The sequence below is a fragment of the Microbacterium sp. genome (assembly GCF_044340635.1).
In the GTDB taxonomy this organism is placed as follows: Bacteria; Actinomycetota; Actinomycetes; order Actinomycetales; family Microbacteriaceae; genus Microbacterium.
In genome coordinates this window covers 1-16,753 of sequence record NZ_JBIITF010000020.1, presented here as the reverse complement: position 1 = coordinate 16,753, position 16,753 = coordinate 1, and the positions used below count along the sequence as shown (strand labels likewise).

Here is a 16,753-nt window from a genome sequence, read left to right as displayed (position 1 = left end):
TGGACGCCTTCAGCCGGCCGCAGTGCGCAGCAGAGCGGCGCCCGGGCATGAGGGAGCGGGCTGGTTCTTACCGCCGGTTGCTCGTGGGTGGGCCGGTATACCGCACGTACTCAGACCAGGTGCACTCCACGGCGAGGCGCATCGCGTCTTCCGGAAAGTACCCGATGAGCTGCCGCTGCTCAGGATCCTGCGACCAGGTCACCGAACGCAACAGACGTCGCCCTTTGACTTCGACATGCCGGATGATCGCGATGCGCTTGCTCTGGTCGAACACGTACCAGATGCCCGGCTCTGGCGATCTCTGCAGCTGCGACATCGGAGTCCAGTGCTGCACCACCCCGTGACCATACGCAAGGGTGCCGACAACCACACGGTTGCACAGACGAGCCCGGTCGAGTGTCCGCTCTAGGTGGCCATCAACGTCGGCGGCGCACCAGTCTGCTTCTGTTCCTAGGTGTCATCCCGAGGGCTGCTACTGATAGCGGCCGCCGTGCTGGTCAAACAGGGCGCGCACGTCGGCCTCGGTGCCGCCGGTCTTCGCCAGGGAGATCATCGCGTCCTGCGCTGTCGGGCTCGCGAGGTTCAGCTGGACGAGGACGTCGGAGCCCTTCTTTTCGTCGATGATCGCGAGAACGCGGCCGAGGCGGGTGGCGTTCTGCTTCGTGTACTCGGCGAGAGCGCCCCACTTCGGGATTGTGTCGCTGCGGGACGGATCGTGTGGGTCGATGATGTCTATGAGCACTTCGCCGTCGCGTTCGGTGAAGACCAGGAAGTCGGGATGCAGCAGGCGCTGCTCCCCGAGCGGGCCGTACGCGATCGCGATGGACTGGGTGCCGCTCGACGGGTTCCGATACCAGGCGAGCGTGGTGTGGCGCTTCGTCTCCGTCTCGAGTACGGCGCGTTCCCACGTGTTGCCGTCGTGCGGGAACTGTCCGTCAGTGTCCGCGAGCAGGTGGCGCGGCCAGCGGTGCTCGGCGTCCTTCACTACCGTGTCCGAGGGTGCCTCGACGGGGATCTCGACGGAACGCTTCGACTCGGCGAACGCGGCGTAGAAGTCGGTCTCTGCGGTCCCGCCGATCTGCGACAGGGCAGCGGCGTGCTGCTTCCGCCATTGATCCAGCAGCGTCTGGCTGGCGTCCTCGACAGCTTTCACTGTGTCGGGCTGCTGTGCGACAGCTGCGACGATGAGGCGTGCGGCGTCTCCGTCCCGGTCGCCTTCGGGCTGGGCCATGTACAGGCGGTCCCAGAGCCACTTCGCTGAGTTGTCCGGGAGGCGGCGGGCGGCGATGTTGAACAGGTCGGCGACGTTACGGGTGGCGATCTTCGCGCTTTCGGCCTGCGTGCCAGTCTGCTCGCCGGTGAGCCAGTCGATCGCGAGGGTCTGATAGTCGACCTCCTCGTAGGCGGTCACCTTATCGTCGACGAACTGCTGGTTGGCTTTGATGTGCTGCAGCAGGGTGTCGACTGCCCGGTCTTGAGCGATCCGCGGTGCGTCTTGGAGGATGCCGGTCTTCGCGAGCACCATCGCCGCGGTCAATACGCGGGATGTCGCCGGCCGCGCGGTCCGTGAGGGCCGCGACCAGCTGGGGAAGTCCCTGAACGCGGTCCACACAGCATCCGGCACGGCGGCGTTGCGGGTGACTGGCACCGGGTTCACCACGACGGGCGTTGCGACCTCGGTGTCGCCGGTGCGCAGGCGCATCGCGACCCGCTCGACGGACTCCTGATCGAAGTGCGGAAGATAGGTCCACACGGCGTTCAGGTTGTCGTCGCCGGCGACCCGCTTCGCGAGTGGGGTGCGGACGATGCGGCCGACGAGCTGGGTGATGGTCACGTCGTCGCTGGTGCCGCGGAGGGAGACCAGCACCTCGGCGCGGGGGCAATCCCACCCGGTCGTGAGCGCGTCCTTGAACAGCACCACCTTCACTCCGCCGGTCTCCTGGATCCGGGGTGGGTCGACGTAGCGCACGTCGTGGCTTCCGAAGGTGACCGCGGATCCGCCCTCGAGCGCGTTGGCGAAGTTGTCGATTGTGAGGGTTGAGTCGGCTTGCAGGATGTCCTGGATGAAGCCGGCCACGATGGTCTCATTCGGTTTTGCGGTCAGCTGTACGAGAAGCACCGGCTCCACGAGCGCATCGCCCGGATTCTGGTCCGCCCAGGACGCCCATCGCTGCTCCTGGCGGGCGCGCTGGATCGCCGCCTCCCGAACGAGGGTCGAGTCTGATGCGATCTCCTCGGTCGGATGCGCGAGGACGAGCTGGTCCTTCACGAGCCCGGACTCGCGTACCGCCGCAACCTCTACGTCGACCGCCTCACGGTACGCCCGATGCGCTGCGATGTTCTTTTCGAAGCGCTCCGGAGTGGCGGAGACACCGACGACGATCGGCACCGGATTGCTCATCTTGCCGCCGCCCCGGGTCAGCTGCCCGAGGATCGTGTCGCCGCTCGCACTGGATCCGCCGCCAGTGCCCTGGTGCGCTTCGTCGACGAACATGACCACGCGGCTGCCGAACCGGTCGACCGTGTTGCTCAGGGTCTCCCACAGGGTGAAGGTGCGCCCATCCTTTGAGGTGTAGTTGGTCGCGCTGCTGCCGAGCTTCTGGGTGTTCAGAAAGTACACCCGGCCCGGTGTCAGTGTTTCCACGTCGTACTGCTTCGAGGAGTCGATGATGTGCAACCGGGGACGCAGCTTCTCGCTCGCGCGTTCGAACTTGTCACGAGTCTGCTCGTTCAGCTTCGGGTAGAGCGATACCCACAGGATGACCGGTTCCTCGCCGGGTATCACCGTGTCACCGAAAATCAGATCCTCGATGGCGGCCGCGGCGATGATCGTCTTGCCGGCACCGGTCGGTGCCGCGAGGCTCACAGCCGACGACTTACCCTTCGACGCGAGCCCGGCGCCCACTTCGATACCGCTGACGATCTCGCCGGCGGCCTGCGCCTGGTAGCCCCGGAGCTGGTACTCCATCAGCGCCCTCCCACGTTGATCTCGAAGTTGCTGAGATAGTTCTCGTACAGCCGGAACGACGACACCTCGGGGCGCATCGCTCGCACGATCGGGCCGTACGTGGTCTCCGAGTCCGAGACGACGTAGACGGTCTCGATCTCCGGCCGGCTGTTCACGAGCTCGACGAACGGTGCCCACTCGGCGACGCTGAACAGCACCGCATAGTTCGCGCCCTCGGGCGCCGCGAATGCCTCGGCATGCTCAGCGATCACCGGGCCGCGCCCGCCCGCCTTCACCCACAGCAGCGTCGCGATCTGCCGGAATGCATCGTCGGCAGCGATGTCATCGCGGTCGAGGTAGTCGAGCTTCAAAAAGGTCACGTTCTCGTCGTACCCAATCGCACCCGGAATGCCCGACGCGATCTTCTTGCCGTCCGCGTCCATCACCGGGTCAGTGAGCTTCGAGCCGTCGCGCCGCGTGCCAGTGACAACCGTCTGGATTCGCGGCAGCGTGACCTTCTCGAAAACACCTTCCGCCTCCCACTCGGGATCTCCCGCTGCATGGCCAGCTTTGGTGAGGGCCGTCGCCGCCTTCTGCCCTACCTCGTTATTTGTCACGACAATCGACTGCCTGTGGCCGCCATCGGTCGCGTTGAGCTGCAGAACGGCGTGCGCAGTCGTCCCGGTGCCTGCGAAGAAGTCGAGAACTACGGCACTGGGCTGACCGCCTGTCGCGATGTTCACCCACCGCGCGATGACGTCGACGTCTTTCGGGAAGGGGAAGTCGTTGGTTCCGAGGATCGCAGCTAGTGACCTCGTAGCCTTCGATCGGTCCTGAGTGAACACGGGGGCAACAGACTGCTGGCTGCCGGCTTCCAGGAAGCGCTTCTGGCGCGCGGAACCGGTGCTGTCAGGGGCAAAGACGACGATGCCGTCTTCAATCGCTTGCATCATCCGCTCGCGCGACCAGATCCACCCGTTCGGATGCATCTTCACGGGCTTGCCGTCGACCGGGTGCGGAATGTCGTACTGAAGGTTCGGGCGGGGAAAGGGGTTTCGCAGATCGCCCGTGCTGTAGACCTTGCCGGCGTGCTTCGGATGGCCATCAACTTGGTCGTACATGTTGAGGCCGCGCTCGGCACGGGCCGGGTGGTCAGCCGGAAGGGCTCTGCGCCAGTTTCGGAGCAACGCGGTGGCAGCTGCAGCGTCATGACCGGACTCCTCCCACGCATCGAGCCCAGCCTGCAGTAGTTCGTCGTACCCGGGACGTGACTCCTTCCAGGCATCACCGGTAGAGAGAAGCGCCTTGTCCTTCGCGAAAAAGAGCATGTAGTCGTGCGTGTCGGCGATGAACTTCACGTTGTTCTTGCGGCCGCCCTGCCACACAACGTTGCCGAGGAAGTTCTGCTCACCGAATACTTCGTCCAGGAGCACCCGAAGGCGGTGGTGCTCGTTGTCGTCGATAGCGACGATGATGACGCCGGTCGGAGCGAGGAGGTGTCGCGCGAGCTCGAGGCGCTTCTGCATGAAGCTCAGCCACTTGGAATGGCGGTATGCGTCCGCGTCGCCGACGTAGCGGTCGTTGTAGATCCAGTCGCCGGCGCCGGTGTTGTAGGGCGGGTCGATGTAGATCAGATCGACCTTGCCCTCGTGCGTGTATCGGAGCGTCTCGAGCGCGTGGAAGTTCTCACCCTCGATGACGAGGTGGTGCGGCTTGTCGCCGCCGCGCTCTATCGACCCGAGCGGCGTAAAGCCTGGGTAGACGGGCTCGTCGAAGACACGCGCGACCACGAGGTCGCCTGTCGGCACTTCGCGCGTTTCGCCGTCGTGGTGCAGTTGCGCGACTCCGCCGACGACCCTCTTCACCTCCCAGTAGCGCGGGTCCGAACCGTCGCGTAGCTGGGCGCGGACGCCGCGTCGCACGCGGGCCTTCGGGATGCGGATGCCTTCGGGGAGGTGCTCCTCGAAGTTCAAGCCCCACTTCTTCTTGCCGGTGATCTGGGTGATCTCGGCGGCGATGCGGTCGCGCAGGGCCTGGTCGGCTACCTGATCCAGCAGCACGTCTATGCGTCGCCGTTCGTCGGTCATCGGGGCAGCTCCTCAGCCTGGAGCGTCAGTCCCGGACGCTCACTCGTCATCACGCTACCGGGCGCTTATGCCGGGCGTGTCTGTCTGCAATGGGCCGCGGACAGAGAGGGCACCCGGCCGTGGATCGTCAAGTGTCAAGTCAACTAATCCAGGAGGGCCGGATGTCCAGCGCTCCACTGACCGGGTGCCGTCTCAGATCTTAGCGGTCGCCCCCGTCGCCGGGGAGTGACGCGTGCGGCGCGGCCGCGCATGCGCGCAGCCATGCCGCGACGCGCGCTTCGTCCCATTCCGTGATCTCGCTGGTGTGCAGTTGCGCGATCAGCTCGTCGACGAGCCGGTTCCGCGCTGCGAGGCCCAGAGGTGCTATTCCGGCGAGGGGGAGGCGTTGGCGCCACCAGGTGGAGGACTCTGCTGGGTTCCCGCCGGCGTCCGAGCCGCAGTTGGGGCACAGACCGAGGGAGTCGGTGGTCTTCCGCCGGTGCCAGACGACAACGGCCCCGCACCAGGCGCATTGGTGGACGAACTGCTCGCCCCGTCTCATGGCCTCGGTGGGAGCGAGCTCGAGGCCGACGTCGGCGAGTTCGAACAGCGGCTCGTCGGCGGTCATGACTTCGCTCGCCTCCGGGCGCCGACGCTCAGGGATCTCGCCGTGGCGATCCGTGGCCGGCCGATGACCTCGTAGTCGTGACTCTGCTCCCAGCGGTCGGCAGCGTCACGGCTCGTGAAGGGCACGGCCACGACCTCGCCGGAGGTGAACTCCACTAGGAGCACGACGCGCTCGTCATTCATTGGGGACCTCCTCGAGGTGTGCGCGGAGGTGGAGGCGGTCACGGATCTCGTCGACGATCTCCTCGCTGCCGCCGCCGAGGATCTCGTCGACGACCTCGAGGTGGATGTGTCCGGTTAGCCCGAGCTCGCGCAGCGCTGCGCAGACGGATGCCGCCTCGGCGGGGTCACCGAGATCCAGGACGACCCGTCGACGTCGCGGCGAGAGGTGGGTGACCAGGCTCATGCTGCGACCCGCTTCCGCAGTGTCCGCTCGAAGACGGTCTGGATGTCGCCGCGGTGATGCCGCTCCGCGGCTTTGACGATGGCCGGCACGGTGCGGCCGACGATGGCGGCGGCCTGGTGGGGGGATTCGCCGAGCTCGAGCAGGAAGGCGATGTCGTCGAGGTACTCGGTGGCCGTGTATCGGGCGTCACGCGCCTTCGCCACTCCCTCCGGCACCTCGGTGGGGTCGTCGATGTCGTCCCAGGCGAGCGGGCCGACCCACCGGTAGTGCTTGGCGATCTTCTTGGCTCGCTCGGCGCGTACCCCGTCCTGCGGCTTGTCCCACTGCTGGATGAAGAGGGCGGTGACCTTATTGCGGGTGCCGGTGGTGATGCGGTTCCTTCGGCCGTGCAGCAGGGTCCAGAAGTTCCCGACGCCCATCCCCAGCGCCTCGGCGAGGGCGGTCTCCTGCCATCCGATGGCGACGAGTGCGCGCAGCCGGCGGACGGTGCCTGTGGGGTCGATGAGAGCGGCCTCGATGCTGTCGGCGGTGAGGGCGAGGAGCGCGTCGGCGTACGTCTTGCGGATCTCCTCCACGGGGGCACGCTGATCGGTTCCGCGCGGCCCGTAGATGAGGTCCATCATCGGGCCGTGCCCGACGCCTGCTGCCCGGCCGATGCGTTCGTAGCCGAGGCCGAGTTCGTGCAGCTGCTGGACGTGTGCGCGGACGGGGGCCGCGGGTACGAGGCGGGGGCCGATCTGGTCGTCTCGTCCGTAGGCGCGCAGCCTGTTCCGTCGTCGCTGACGTTCCATTGCTCGCTCGTGGACGCACGTGCTGCAGCGGCATCCGTGCCGGGTCCAGCATGTGTCGACGTCGTGAGGATGATCGGGTGGGCACTGGTTCCGGATGCCGTTGGCGCGGGTGGGGCGGGCGGTGTGGTTGCCGGCGCGGTACTCCCGCAGGTAGTGCATGCGGCACAGCCCGCGAGCGGTCACCGGCCGGGAGCACTGCTCTCCGGGTGCCTGGCAGGTGCGATTGGTGGTCAAGGTCGTTCACCTCCTAGATGGGGGCGGCTGCCGCCGCCCCCATGGGATTCAGAGGAGCGCGAGCGCGTCCGCGGTGTCGGTGACGAGGGTGGCGCCGCCCTCGCGGATGAGACGGTGGGTGCCGGCGCTGCTCGGGCTCGTGATCGGGCCGGGCACCGCGCCGACACGTCGGCCGAGCTGCGCGGTCTCAGCGGCGAGGAGCAGGGAGCCGCTGCGCCAGCCGGCTTCGACGATCACGGATGCCTGTGACAGGCCGCCGAGGATGCGCGCCCGAGCGGCGAAGCGCCACTTGGTGGGCGCGGCACCGGGGGCCAGTTCGCTGACGATCGCGCCGCCGGCGGCCGCGACCCGGTTGATCAGGTCGTTGTGTCCTGCCGGGTAGGGGCGGTCGACGCCGCCGCCGAGGACGACGATCGGGGTGCCGCCGGCGGCGAGGGTGGCGCGGGTGGCTGCTCCGTCGATCCCATAGGCGGCGCCGGTGGCGATCGCCACGCCCTGCTCGGTGAGCTCGGTGGCGAGCTCACCGGCGACGTGGTCGCCGTACCCGGTGGAGGCCCGCGCTCCGCCGATCGCGATCACTCGAGCGTGGCGCAGCGCGGCCGCGTCGCCGCGCACCCACAGCCCCACGGGACGGCGATCGCCGAGAGCGTCGAGAGCCGCCGGCCAGGCGTCGTCCCCGGGGATGAGGAAGACGGCATCGGCGTGGCTGTCCAGCCAGCGCACGGCGCGCTCGAGCCCGTCGCCCAGGAGGGTGCGGGGTCGGATCTGGTTGACAGCCTCGATCTCGGCGGCGCTCAGCCCGGCGAGATCGCCCGTGACGATCGCCGCGACGACGTCGCGGGCGGGAGTCTCGCTGCCGGTCTGCGCGCGACGTGTGAGCCAGGCGCCCAGGGTCGGGTTGTTGGGCTCGGCCCAGACCGTGAGCGCGAGGCGGGACTCGCGCTCGGTCCAGGCTGCGACCTCACCGGTCGCGGGGAGGGAGAGAGTGGTGGTGCGGGTGGTCATCGGATCCTCCTGGATGATGATTAGCTGACTTGACACCATCTAATATAGATGTCAGGTCGGACATGCGCAACCCCTCAGCCGTCGCAGCGCTCCAGGATGTGGGTGATGGCGAGGCGGTCCTCAGCGAAGAGGGGCAGCTGGTACTTGGAGGCCACGAAGGTGAGTCGGGCCGCATAGGTGCAGAGGTAGTCGGCGTTGGCGGGCAGCCACTGGCTGGGGCCGCTGTCTCCCTTGGCGCTGTTGCTGGGGCCGTCGACGGCTTCGAGGTTCGCGGGGTCGTTGGCGAACTGCTCGCGCTTATCGGCGGTCCACAGATCGGCGCCGGCGTGCCAGCTGCCCGAGAGGCTCCAGAGGTGATCGATCTGGACGAGCTCGCTGGTTCCTTGACCTCGCTGGAAGGTGATGTCCTGCCCGGTGTAGGCGTCATGCAGAGTCCCGGTCAGGACCACGCAGTCGTTCGTTCCCGGCTTGAGGCCGACGTCGACGAGGTCTCTGCGGAGGATGTCGTTGCGGGTGTCGCACCCGTTCCGATCGACGTCGGCCCAGCGCTGGCCGTAGGCGTCACGACTGTAGGGGAGAGCCGACTGCGCCTGATCCGCGGCGGGGATCGTCGCGAGCAGCTGCAGCGTCGCGTCGGCATTGATCGTCGTGACGTCGTGCTCCGTGTCGGCGAGACCGGCGCCGAGCAACTCGTCGATCGCGGAATCATCGGCCTGGGTGCTCAACTGCTGCACGGGCGACGACGTCTCTCCGGTCTCCGCGTGCGAGTCGAACGGGGAGCCCGACAGCCAGGTGATGCCGGCGACGACGGCAGCAAGGCTCGCGACGGTGAGCGCAGGCAGCGCGGGGGAGCGTCTTCTGGTCATCGCAGGCCTCCGTCTCCGCCGGCTCGCTGCGGCAGCCGGGTCCATCCGCGGTCGGCGAGATCCGCGATCGCGCGCTTGAGCTCGGGGGCGGGGATGTAGAACGTCGAGGCGTTCTCCAGGCACTCCTGCAGATCGAGGTAGAACTCCTCTTCGGGCCGGTTGCCCCGGGACATGGTCACCACCCCCGGATCCGGTCTTCGACGTATCGCGCGAACGCCGCTCGCTGCGCCCCGGTGAGGGGTCGCGCCGCGTGGGTCAGGGCCTCGATGTGCCGCTCGAGGTGCGCTGCCTGCTTCGCGGCTCTCTTGGAGGCGTCGGCATCGGCCTTGAGCTGGTATGCGGCCCGGTCGGCGACTTGCCAGGCGGTGAGGGTGGGCTCGTCGACGTCGGTGACGTGTCCGGCGATGCGGGGTCGGCGCGGGCCTTTCGAGAAGTAGACGTCGGGCTCGTCCGCGGGCGAGGTGATCGTGATGCGCGCCCCGATCTGCGCGCCGGTCACGAGCGGCGCGGTGTAGTAGCGGGTGCGCTCGCCTTCGAGGTAGGCGTAGCCGAGCTTGCCGTTGCTGGCCAGGGTGCGCCGGCCGATGTAGGTGACGTCGGTCGAGACCGGCTCGGGCGTCTCTGTGGTGCTCATCGTGGTTCCTCTCTGGTCCCTGCACGTCATAGGTGCGCGAGCGTGCGCGGATCGGACAAGGCGTCGAGCTCGTCGGGCGTCTGGACGAGGGTCGCGAGATCTGCGGCGAGCAACTGCCGGGTGCCGCGACCCGGGCGGGACTGATCGGTGGGGGTGGCGGCCACGGCCCGGGACAGCCCGCCGGCGATCGCGGCCGCGGTCATCCCCGCCGATCGCGCACCGATCTCGACGAGGACGAGGCGAGGCGCGAGCGCGGCGATGAGGCGTGCGCTGCGATGGGAGGTGGCGCCGCCCCGTGACGGCGAGGCCTCCCAGAGGATCAGCCCACCGCGGTCGAGGATCCCCCGCTGCGCAGCGCGAGCGATGTAGCCGGCCTCCGCCGGCGGACGGTCGATGATCGCGATGATGCGCCCGCCGGCGCGGCGGGCGGCGTCGACTACGGCGAGATCGGTTCCCGTCTCGGCGGGAGTGACGAGGACATCACCACGAGCGGCGAGCCCGGCGGCCAGCGCCGCGCCGGCGGCCCGGCCGGCGACCGTCGCTGTACGGCCGCCGATGAGTGCCGTGCGCGCCTGGGACTGCAGAAGATCCAGAGCGCCGAGCGCAAAGATGCGCCGCGGAGCGATCGAGCCGAGATCCGCGAACGCTGCAGGCCAGTGCTCATGCTCGGGGTGCAGCAGGACGGCGCCGTCTGTGCCGGGTGTCTCGTGCGCGGGCATGACGTCCTCCAATCCAAATTAGCTGACTTGACGGTTACAAATATAGGTTACGCATATGAGCTAGTCAAGATGATCGTCTCCGAGCGAAAGGATGCGCGCTGGGAAGCGGGGGACATACCATCTGGGCATGAGGTTGATCGGGACGGTGCGCAGCGAGCCGGAGGCGGAGCCCACGAGGATCGAGGTCGAGGCTGCGACCTACTCGGCCGCCCTCGAGCAGCTCGAGCAGCGCGTGCCCGCAGGGCATCAGCTCATCGCCATCAGAGTCGATCGAGACGACGACCCCCGGGCCTCTTGATGTGTCGGTCGGCAGAGGAGGGCGGCCGCCGCTGCCCGAACTGCGGCAGCGAGTCTGAGCGCGCCTCCCACAACGCCCGACGTCGGCAGAATCGCGCCGCCCGCTCGGCGGTCGTCTCGTGGGCGCGAGCAGAGGGTGTGCCGGACGAGGCGATCGCGCTCCTCGCGAAGGCGCCGCCGTCTGTGGCGAAGCGGTGGGCGCGCGAGGCGGGTGCGCCGGCATCGCTGCTCGAGGATCCCCCGCCGGCGTCGGCGGCGCGAGCAATGTCCCCACGGGAGGTGTCGGACATCTTCTGGGTGGGACCGGATGTTCTCCCGTCGATCATCGCCACCGCCGCGCAGCAGGGCAGGCATCCCCGCGAGCGTGCGCTCCTAGATGCCGGGGTGGCCGGCCTCGAGTGGGCGGAGGAGTCGGGGGTGAACGAGACCATTCGGGTGCGGCTCACAGACGGCTCCGACGCCTACCACAAGCCCTTCGACGGGCTGGATGAGGAAGCGAGCGAGGACTACGGGCACGACGGCCCGCTGCAGCCGATCCATGAGGTCGCAGCGTGGGCGCTGGCCCGCGAGCTCGGTGGCCCGTGGGACGAGCTCGTGCCGCCGTGCGTGCTTCGCGAGATCGACGGCCGGCTCGGCTCGATGTCGATGGGCGTCCCGGGCAACGTGACGAACCCGCTGCCGGTCGTGCCCGAGGAGCGGATCCTCGCGGCCGGGTTCTTCGACGCACTCATCGGGCAGCAGGACCGTCACGGCGGGAACCTCCTCGTCGACCAGGACCGGCTCTACCTGATCGACCACGGGTTCGCGTTCGGTCGCACCGGCGACGGATACAACCTGCAGCTGCTCCAGCAGCGCCGCGTGTTCCACGCCCCGCAGCTCACGGACGGCGAGCGCGCCGCGTTGCACCGGCTTGTGGGGTCCCCGGATCTGTTGGGTGTGGCGCCGTTGCTCCAGGGGGATCGAGCGGATGCGCTGCGTGCGCGGGCGGAGATCATGCTGGCTTCGGGCCGGGTGCTGCCGGGGGGCTGGTTCTAAAATGCAGGGCACGAGTGAGGTGGCATCCCGATGATCGAAGTCGAGTTCCGGCGGCCCGCGGCGAGCGGGTATGAGGCGGTCGGTGTGCTGCGTGTCGAGGACGATGGTTCTTATCGGGTCTCGGGGGACATCGGGGTCGACCTCGAGGAAGTGACCATCATGGACCGGTCGGCGCCGGGCGGTCGTCTCGCGCTGGCTGATGATCCGGTGAGCTGGGCGCGGAAGGCGCGGCGGGCGTTCCGTACCGGTTACCTGGTGCCGGTGGTGGTGGCCGATACCTTACCGGCGGCGAGCGCGCCGATAGTGGAGGGTTGAGCGATGGGTGAGTTGATCGATCCGGCTGATCCGGAGTACGAGTGGAAGGTCGCGGAGCAGTATCAGGCCCTCGTGGACGCGCCCGGGCCGAATGACGACGCTCCTGTGCAGATCACGTCTCGGCAGGCGTTGAAACTCGCGGCGATCGCCGAGGCCGTGGCCGCGGGGCATGTCGGATTCACCGATGCGCTGCGCGCAGGGGCTTGGTTCCTGCAGTGCGCGAACGCCGAGGCGCCCCACGTGGGGGATCGCATGCGGATGTCGATGTCCGCCGCCGAGGCGTGGGAGCGGGTGGACGCATACCCGTGGCCGCGGTCAGGGAAGCCGCGGGGCTGAGCCGTCGACGACCCGCCTGACGGCGATCGAGTGTGGCTCTGTGTCGGCGTGGGAGTAGCCGGCTGCGGCGAGCGCGACTGCGGGCTCCGGGGTGGAGCCCCTCCCTCCGAGGGGAGGCGGTGTGCGCTTCCCCTGGCCGCTGTGCGGTTGGCGGGCCTGCCCCCTCTCCTGTCGATTAGCTGACTTGACTACTACTAATATAGGGCATGCCTCCGACATGCGCAAGTCGTCGGCCGCCGCCGCCGTCGCGCCGTAGTCGAGCTGAGCGTCTTGGCGTGTTCTGACTTGCACGGGGGTGGGGCGGCGAGCGCCCCACCCCGTACAGGTCAACGCTCGAAGGCCCAGCGAGGGAGGTGGCCTGCCTGGACGAACGAGGCGACGATCTCGGAGAGGCCGTGGCCGGGTTCGATCGTGAGCGCCTGGCGGGCGTAGGCGTCGGCGTGGGTGGAGTGCCCGAGCGCCCAGGAGAGCCACGCGATGGTCGCCAGCAGGCCCGCGCGGAGGGGCTGGGGGGCGAGTGCGGTCAGGTGGCGCACGGTGGCGAGAGCGGACTGCAGGCGGCGCGCGTCGGGTCGGGGAGCGTCGCCCCACATGATGCTGGCGAGGTCGGTCGGGTACTCCTCGCCGTGCTCCCATCCGGCCTGCGCCTCGGCGGCCCGCTCGCCGCCGTGCTCGTCGGTGGCCCACTGCACGATGGCGATGTCGCGGAGGGAGGGGCGGCTGAGGGCGAAGATCAGGCTGGCCGCGTCGAACGGGTCGATCTCCTCGGGCCGGGTGGTCGCGGCGACCTCCGCGAGTGCGACCCAGTCGGTTTCGGCGACGTCGGCGAGGCCGAAGTCCTCGAACGCTGCGAGCACGGCCTCGAGGCGGTCCTCGTCGGGGGCGGGGATCTCGGTGCCGCTGTGCTGGTCGCCGGTGGTGGCGCGGCCTGCGGCGAGCGCGGAGTTGATCTCGGTGAGCGGGTGGGGCTGCTCGTCGGTGAGGGCGCTTCCCCAGCCATCGCGGGCGACGTAGAGGGCGTCCTTGATGCCGAAGCCGCACTCGGTGGCTCGGTCGAGGAGGGCGCCGATGATGGGGCGGGTGGTGTGCCCGTCCTGGTCGGTGTAGATGACCACGGCGACGGCCCGGGCGTCGGGGATACGGCAGACGATGCCGGTGATGGTGCTGGCGAGGGCCTGCGGGTCGGTGTCCTCGTTGAGGTCGAAGCGTGCGGCCCCGGCGGTGTGGTTGCCGCGGAAGGGGACGACGACGATGGAGCGGGTCGGGGTGTAGCCGATGAGGGCGGGGATGAGGCCGAGGAAGTCGGCGGCGCTGGTGGCCTGGACGATGGTCGGCTGGGCGGTGGTGGTCATGGGGTCCTCCTCGGACGATGATTAGTTGACTTGACTACTACGAATATAGGGCATGGGTCCGACATTGGCAACCCCCGGGGAGCGAGACGGCGAATCGCCCCGCTCCCCGGGCCTGATTCACCAGATCTCGAAGCCCCCGCTGTGCCGCGCGAAGCGGGCGAACTCGGCCACGTTGGCGACCTCGAACGGGTAGTGCCGCGCGCTCGGCTCGGTCTGCCCGGTGCCGCTGCAGGCGTTGCACCCGCCACGACCGGTCACGGGGTCGCGAGGCTTGTCGAGGCCGTTCTGCACGCCGATCTCGTCGGTGCGCACCCCGGTGCCCGAGCACAGCCAGCACTCCTCCATCGGGAGCGCGGCGAGGTAGACGCTGCGCTCCGCCTCGTACAGCGCAACGGTGCCGTTGGCGAGGTCTGCGTCGAGCGCGTCGGCCAGGGCGAGCGCGCCAGCGTCGTCGAGGCCGTCGCCGTCGTTGCTGTGCCAGTAGGTGCATCCGGCGGTCAGCGCCGGGTGCGCAGCGGTGAGGTAGTCGGCGAGCGGATGCCAGCCCCACACGCTGTTGCGGAAGTACTGCCCGACCTCGGCGGTCGGGTTCTTCCCGTAGACGTCCATACCCATGTCGATCCCCTTTCCTTGGGATTAGTTGACTTGACACCTACGAATATAGGAGGGAGGTCGGACATTGGCGCTGCGGAGTGGTTCGGGCAGGCGGGAGGGGCGGAGCCGGCTCGACCCCGCCCCTCCTGAGCGCCGCGGTATCAGGCGACGGTGGGGGTGAACACGCAGTAGGTCTCGCGTCCGTGGTGCCAGCCGTCGCACTCGATGTGCCCGAGCTTCCGGGCGTCGTTGCGGCAGGCGCGGCGCGCGGCGATCTCGTCGCTGTCGATGCGCGCGGCGTGCAGCGCCTCGATGTGGTCGAGCTTGTCGGCGAAGCCGTCGTGGTCGGGGAGTCCTGCAGCGGCCCACAGCCGCGCGCACAGCCCGAAGCCCTCGTGCGAGAGCGGTGCCCGCTCTGCGGCCGCGAGAAGGCCGATCACGACCTCCACGGCGGTGCCCGGGCGGGTGTCCTCCCCGTGGGCGACCCGTTCGAGGATCTCGCGCACGTGGGCGCGGTAGACGATCTCCACGCCCATCCGGGCGGATGCCTCATCGCCGCTCAGCAGGGCGAACGAGTGATAGAGCTTGTCGGCGTCCTCGGGGTGGCGCAGCTGCGCCTGCGCGATCTCGTCCTCGGCCCAGCCGATGCGCTCGAAGATCGACCCGAGCGCATCCTCGATCCCGGCCAGGATCTCGGCCGCTCCAGTGGTGACGTCAGTCATGGTGTCCTCCTAGATATGGGTTAGTTGACTTGACACCTACGAATATAGGAGGGGGGTCGGACATTGGCGCGCAGGCCGACAGTCGGGGCAAGAGAGAGGGGCGGAGCCAAGTCGGCTCCGCCCCTCGGTCAGCGGTGGATCAGGCGCGCTCGGCGTCCCAGTCGTCCACGTCCAGGCCACTCCAGCCGTTCGAGCGGATGGACTCGATCACGTCCTCGGAGGTGATCTCCTCGGAGGCGAGATCGCCCGCGCCGTCGCTGTCGCGGGCGGCGACCGTCTTGTAGACGGTGAGGGAGATCGTGATGTCGAGGCGGACCTCGAAGTCGCGCTCGCGGGGCACCCCGTTCAGTTCGTCCGCGAGGCGGTCGTATTCGGCGCAGAACCCGGCGTAGTCAGCGATCCGGCCCGCCTTGTCCCAGAAGTCGACGAGGCGGGGGTCGCCGCCGTCCGTGATCTGGTCGAAGCGCAGCCGGTTGTTCTCCGCCTCGAGCTCGGCCACGCGAGCGAGCGCGTCGCGCGCCGTGGCCTCGGCCCGGGCGATCTCGCCGATGGCGACTGTCCGGTTGTCGCGGATGAAGCTGATCTCGCCCAGCTCGGCCGCGGTGTCGGTTCCGGTGGTGGTGATGTCAGTCATGATGTCCTCCCTAGAACGATGATTAGTTGACTTGACGTGTACAAATATAGGGGCCACCTCCGACATTGGGAGGTGGCCCCTATCCGCCTAGGGAGTGACGGGGATCAGGAGGTCATGGCATCGACCTCCTCGGCCCATGCCTCGGGGTCGGCCTCGGCGCACTTGCGACGGATCTCACCGGCGATCTCGGCCATGTCGGCGGTGTCGTAGACCGTGGCGAGGGCCTCGGCTTCGCGGCGGGTGAAGTGCTCGAAGAAGTCCTCGCCCACCTCGATCCGGCCCAGCAGCTCGGCCAGCTCGCGCAGCTCGGCGCGCAGCCGGTCGAGCACCTCGGCGGGGGAGTGTCCCGGCTCGTAGACCGGCTCCAGGTTCCCCGCGCTCGTGCGCTCGGCCACGATGCGCCCGCCCTGCCATTGCTCGCGGGTGACGCTCGGCTCCTCGCCGGTCCACTCGGTCTCGATCAGCACCGTCGCGGTCGGGTAGCGGTGCGTGAACGCTTCCCCGAACGTGGCGAGTCCCTCGGTCTCGTACTTGTCGTGGTACGCCAGGTGCGCACCCTCATCGTCGAGACCGAAGTCCGAGTCGAACCCGAGCGCCCGCCCGCCCAGATAGACCCGCTCCTCGCGGAGGCTCTCGCCGATCTCCAGGCCGTGCTCGCGGTCCACGCTCGCGTTCCACAGCGCCACCATGCTCTCCAGCGCGGCGACCTTCTCCCGGTTCGGGAAGGTGATCGTCACCGATGTCCACATGCTCATGTCAGGCCCTACCTTTCTTGATTAGTTGACTTGACAGCTACTAATATAGACATAGGTTCCGACATCGGGATCACAGCACCGAAAGAGGCCGAAATGACCGCCCAGACCATCGCTACAGCAGAGGCCGCGCTCGCCGCACTGACCGGCAACGTGACCCACCGACCCACCGACCACGAGATCGCGCTCGCAGAGGCACTGCAGGCGCTCGTGAGCGACCACACCGCCCTGCTGGGCGAGGGGCACTGCGCGAGGGCGTGGGAGGAGGGCGTCGAAGCCGCGCTCTACGCCGTGACATCCCCCGAGCCGGGAGCACCGTTCAGCGTCGGGCCGAACCCCTACGAACCCGCCAGCTAACCCGCCTCGGCGCGCAGCGCCGAACCGACCACAGGAACGGGGGAGAGGATGACCGCCAGCACCC

The 16,753-nt window shown here is 68.7% G+C and carries 22 protein-coding genes; 5 read left to right on the top strand and 17 right to left on the bottom strand.

What is annotated here, in order from left to right; all coding sequences use genetic code 11:
* Positions 1 to 67: 67 nt before the first annotated feature.
* The 12 genes from ACIQ0W_RS14485 to ACIQ0W_RS14430 all read right to left on the bottom strand — a co-directional run bounded on the left by ACIQ0W_RS14485 (position 68) and on the right by ACIQ0W_RS14430 (position 10,295).
* Positions 68 to 337: a hypothetical protein gene (locus ACIQ0W_RS14485; protein WP_061683549.1), complete on the bottom strand. Its 270-nt coding sequence runs from the start codon at positions 335 to 337 to the stop codon at positions 68 to 70.
* Between the two features lie 135 nt (positions 338 to 472).
* The gene (locus ACIQ0W_RS14480) at positions 473 to 2,968 is read right to left on the bottom strand and encodes a DEAD/DEAH box helicase (protein WP_396643414.1); all 2,496 of its coding nucleotides are present in this window, start codon (positions 2,966 to 2,968) and stop codon (positions 473 to 475) included.
* Positions 2,968 to 5,034, bottom strand: a complete 2,067-nt coding sequence (locus ACIQ0W_RS14475) for a site-specific DNA-methyltransferase (RefSeq protein WP_061683547.1) — start codon at positions 5,032 to 5,034, stop codon at positions 2,968 to 2,970. The genes ACIQ0W_RS14480 and ACIQ0W_RS14475 overlap by 1 nt, the downstream gene beginning before the upstream one ends.
* Before the next feature lie 199 nt (positions 5,035 to 5,233).
* Positions 5,234 to 5,641 (bottom strand): hypothetical protein, encoded by a 408-nt coding sequence (locus ACIQ0W_RS14470; RefSeq protein ID WP_396643413.1) that lies wholly within the window; start codon positions 5,639 to 5,641, stop codon positions 5,234 to 5,236.
* Positions 5,638 to 5,823, bottom strand: coding sequence for a hypothetical protein (locus ACIQ0W_RS14465; protein ID WP_396643412.1), 186 nt, complete (start codon positions 5,821 to 5,823; stop codon positions 5,638 to 5,640). Before ACIQ0W_RS14465 ends, ACIQ0W_RS14470 begins: the two co-directional genes overlap by 4 nt.
* Positions 5,816 to 6,046 carry a hypothetical protein gene (locus ACIQ0W_RS14460; protein WP_396643411.1) on the bottom strand — a complete coding sequence of 77 codons (231 nt, stop codon included), beginning with the start codon at positions 6,044 to 6,046 and terminating at the stop codon, positions 5,816 to 5,818. Before ACIQ0W_RS14460 ends, ACIQ0W_RS14465 begins: the two co-directional genes overlap by 8 nt.
* Entirely contained in the window at positions 6,043 to 6,837 is a 795-nt protein-coding gene (locus ACIQ0W_RS14455; RefSeq protein ID WP_061683544.1) for a hypothetical protein, read from the bottom strand. Before ACIQ0W_RS14455 ends, ACIQ0W_RS14460 begins: the two co-directional genes overlap by 4 nt.
* Positions 6,838 to 7,119: 282 nt before the next feature.
* Entirely contained in the window at positions 7,120 to 8,076 is a 957-nt protein-coding gene (locus tag ACIQ0W_RS14450; protein WP_058633234.1) for a DNA-processing protein DprA, read from the bottom strand.
* A 74-nt stretch (positions 8,077 to 8,150) separates the two neighbouring features.
* A complete protein-coding gene (locus tag ACIQ0W_RS14445) occupies positions 8,151 to 8,942 on the bottom strand; it encodes an HNH endonuclease family protein (RefSeq protein WP_061683543.1) in 792 nt (263 codons plus the stop codon).
* The gene (locus tag ACIQ0W_RS14440) at positions 8,939 to 9,115 is read right to left on the bottom strand and encodes a hypothetical protein (protein WP_396643409.1); all 177 of its coding nucleotides are present in this window, start codon (positions 9,113 to 9,115) and stop codon (positions 8,939 to 8,941) included. The genes ACIQ0W_RS14445 and ACIQ0W_RS14440 overlap by 4 nt, the downstream gene beginning before the upstream one ends.
* A gap of 2 nt (positions 9,116 to 9,117) precedes the next feature.
* A complete protein-coding gene (locus tag ACIQ0W_RS14435; RefSeq protein WP_061683541.1) occupies positions 9,118 to 9,576 on the bottom strand; it encodes a hypothetical protein in 459 nt (152 codons plus the stop codon).
* A 26-nt stretch (positions 9,577 to 9,602) separates the two neighbouring features.
* Positions 9,603 to 10,295 carry a DNA-processing protein DprA gene (locus tag ACIQ0W_RS14430; protein WP_396643408.1) on the bottom strand — a complete coding sequence of 231 codons (693 nt, stop codon included), beginning with the start codon at positions 10,293 to 10,295 and terminating at the stop codon, positions 9,603 to 9,605.
* Between the two features lie 127 nt (positions 10,296 to 10,422).
* On the opposite strand from ACIQ0W_RS14430, the gene ACIQ0W_RS14425 reads away from it, so the two are divergent.
* The 4 genes from ACIQ0W_RS14425 to ACIQ0W_RS14410 all read left to right on the top strand — a co-directional run bounded on the left by ACIQ0W_RS14425 (position 10,423) and on the right by ACIQ0W_RS14410 (position 12,278).
* Positions 10,423 to 10,593 (top strand): hypothetical protein, encoded by a 171-nt coding sequence (locus ACIQ0W_RS14425; RefSeq protein ID WP_396643407.1) that lies wholly within the window; start codon positions 10,423 to 10,425, stop codon positions 10,591 to 10,593.
* A 137-nt stretch (positions 10,594 to 10,730) separates the two neighbouring features.
* Complete coding sequence (locus tag ACIQ0W_RS14420) at positions 10,731 to 11,627, top strand: hypothetical protein (protein WP_396643406.1); 897 nt, start codon at positions 10,731 to 10,733, stop codon at positions 11,625 to 11,627.
* Positions 11,628 to 11,657: 30 nt separating this feature from the next.
* Positions 11,658 to 11,942 (top strand): hypothetical protein, encoded by a 285-nt coding sequence (locus ACIQ0W_RS14415; protein WP_396643405.1) that lies wholly within the window; start codon positions 11,658 to 11,660, stop codon positions 11,940 to 11,942.
* 3 nt (positions 11,943 to 11,945) lie between these two features.
* The gene (locus tag ACIQ0W_RS14410; RefSeq protein ID WP_396643404.1) at positions 11,946 to 12,278 is read left to right on the top strand and encodes a hypothetical protein; all 333 of its coding nucleotides are present in this window, start codon (positions 11,946 to 11,948) and stop codon (positions 12,276 to 12,278) included.
* A gap of 326 nt (positions 12,279 to 12,604) precedes the next feature.
* Here the strand turns inward: ACIQ0W_RS14410 and ACIQ0W_RS14405 are convergent, their stop codons facing one another.
* The 5 genes from ACIQ0W_RS14405 to ACIQ0W_RS14385 all read right to left on the bottom strand — a co-directional run bounded on the left by ACIQ0W_RS14405 (position 12,605) and on the right by ACIQ0W_RS14385 (position 16,335).
* Positions 12,605 to 13,630, bottom strand: coding sequence for a DUF4192 family protein (locus tag ACIQ0W_RS14405; RefSeq protein WP_058633114.1), 1,026 nt, complete (start codon positions 13,628 to 13,630; stop codon positions 12,605 to 12,607).
* A 117-nt stretch (positions 13,631 to 13,747) separates the two neighbouring features.
* On the bottom strand, positions 13,748 to 14,245 hold the full coding sequence (locus ACIQ0W_RS14400; RefSeq protein WP_058633113.1) for a hypothetical protein: 498 nt from the start codon (positions 14,243 to 14,245) through the stop codon (positions 13,748 to 13,750).
* Positions 14,246 to 14,385: 140 nt separating this feature from the next.
* Positions 14,386 to 14,946, bottom strand: a complete 561-nt coding sequence (locus ACIQ0W_RS14395; RefSeq protein ID WP_054687487.1) for a hypothetical protein — start codon at positions 14,944 to 14,946, stop codon at positions 14,386 to 14,388.
* 139 nt (positions 14,947 to 15,085) lie between these two features.
* Entirely contained in the window at positions 15,086 to 15,580 is a 495-nt protein-coding gene (locus tag ACIQ0W_RS14390; protein ID WP_054687484.1) for a hypothetical protein, read from the bottom strand.
* Positions 15,581 to 15,684: 104 nt separating this feature from the next.
* Complete coding sequence (locus ACIQ0W_RS14385; protein WP_396643403.1) at positions 15,685 to 16,335, bottom strand: hypothetical protein; 651 nt, start codon at positions 16,333 to 16,335, stop codon at positions 15,685 to 15,687.
* Between the two features lie 93 nt (positions 16,336 to 16,428).
* Between ACIQ0W_RS14385 and ACIQ0W_RS14380 the strand changes: the two genes are divergently transcribed.
* Positions 16,429 to 16,689 (top strand): hypothetical protein, encoded by a 261-nt coding sequence (locus ACIQ0W_RS14380; RefSeq protein WP_054687480.1) that lies wholly within the window; start codon positions 16,429 to 16,431, stop codon positions 16,687 to 16,689.
* Positions 16,690 to 16,753: the final 64 nt, after the last annotated feature.

Excerpts from the sequence above, each read along its gene's own strand:
- ACIQ0W_RS14480 (WP_396643414.1), bottom strand. The coding sequence starts at position 2,968 with ATGGAGTACCAGCTCCGGGGCTACCAGGCGCAGGCCGCCGGCGAGATC.
- ACIQ0W_RS14475 (WP_061683547.1), bottom strand. The coding sequence starts at position 5,034 with ATGACCGACGAACGGCGACGCATAGACGTGCTGCTGGATCAGGTAGCC.
- ACIQ0W_RS14470 (WP_396643413.1), bottom strand. The coding sequence starts at position 5,641 with ATGACCGCCGACGAGCCGCTGTTCGAACTCGCCGACGTCGGCCTCGAG.
- ACIQ0W_RS14465 (WP_396643412.1), bottom strand. The coding sequence starts at position 5,823 with ATGAATGACGAGCGCGTCGTGCTCCTAGTGGAGTTCACCTCCGGCGAG.
- ACIQ0W_RS14460 (WP_396643411.1), bottom strand. The coding sequence starts at position 6,046 with ATGAGCCTGGTCACCCACCTCTCGCCGCGACGTCGACGGGTCGTCCTG.
- ACIQ0W_RS14455 (WP_061683544.1), bottom strand. The coding sequence starts at position 6,837 with ATGGAACGTCAGCGACGACGGAACAGGCTGCGCGCCTACGGACGAGAC.
- ACIQ0W_RS14450 (WP_058633234.1), bottom strand. The coding sequence starts at position 8,076 with ATGACCACCCGCACCACCACTCTCTCCCTCCCCGCGACCGGTGAGGTC.
- ACIQ0W_RS14445 (WP_061683543.1), bottom strand. The coding sequence starts at position 8,942 with ATGACCAGAAGACGCTCCCCCGCGCTGCCTGCGCTCACCGTCGCGAGC.
- ACIQ0W_RS14440 (WP_396643409.1), bottom strand. The coding sequence starts at position 9,115 with ATGTCCCGGGGCAACCGGCCCGAAGAGGAGTTCTACCTCGATCTGCAG.
- ACIQ0W_RS14435 (WP_061683541.1), bottom strand. The coding sequence starts at position 9,576 with ATGAGCACCACAGAGACGCCCGAGCCGGTCTCGACCGACGTCACCTAC.
- ACIQ0W_RS14430 (WP_396643408.1), bottom strand. The coding sequence starts at position 10,295 with ATGCCCGCGCACGAGACACCCGGCACAGACGGCGCCGTCCTGCTGCAC.
- ACIQ0W_RS14425 (WP_396643407.1), top strand. The coding sequence starts at position 10,423 with ATGAGGTTGATCGGGACGGTGCGCAGCGAGCCGGAGGCGGAGCCCACG.
- ACIQ0W_RS14415 (WP_396643405.1), top strand. The coding sequence starts at position 11,658 with ATGATCGAAGTCGAGTTCCGGCGGCCCGCGGCGAGCGGGTATGAGGCG.
- ACIQ0W_RS14410 (WP_396643404.1), top strand. The coding sequence starts at position 11,946 with ATGGGTGAGTTGATCGATCCGGCTGATCCGGAGTACGAGTGGAAGGTC.
- ACIQ0W_RS14405 (WP_058633114.1), bottom strand. The coding sequence starts at position 13,630 with ATGACCACCACCGCCCAGCCGACCATCGTCCAGGCCACCAGCGCCGCC.
- ACIQ0W_RS14400 (WP_058633113.1), bottom strand. The coding sequence starts at position 14,245 with ATGGGTATGGACGTCTACGGGAAGAACCCGACCGCCGAGGTCGGGCAG.
- ACIQ0W_RS14395 (WP_054687487.1), bottom strand. The coding sequence starts at position 14,946 with ATGACTGACGTCACCACTGGAGCGGCCGAGATCCTGGCCGGGATCGAG.
- ACIQ0W_RS14390 (WP_054687484.1), bottom strand. The coding sequence starts at position 15,580 with ATGACTGACATCACCACCACCGGAACCGACACCGCGGCCGAGCTGGGC.
- ACIQ0W_RS14385 (WP_396643403.1), bottom strand. The coding sequence starts at position 16,335 with ATGAGCATGTGGACATCGGTGACGATCACCTTCCCGAACCGGGAGAAG.
- ACIQ0W_RS14380 (WP_054687480.1), top strand. The coding sequence starts at position 16,429 with ATGACCGCCCAGACCATCGCTACAGCAGAGGCCGCGCTCGCCGCACTG.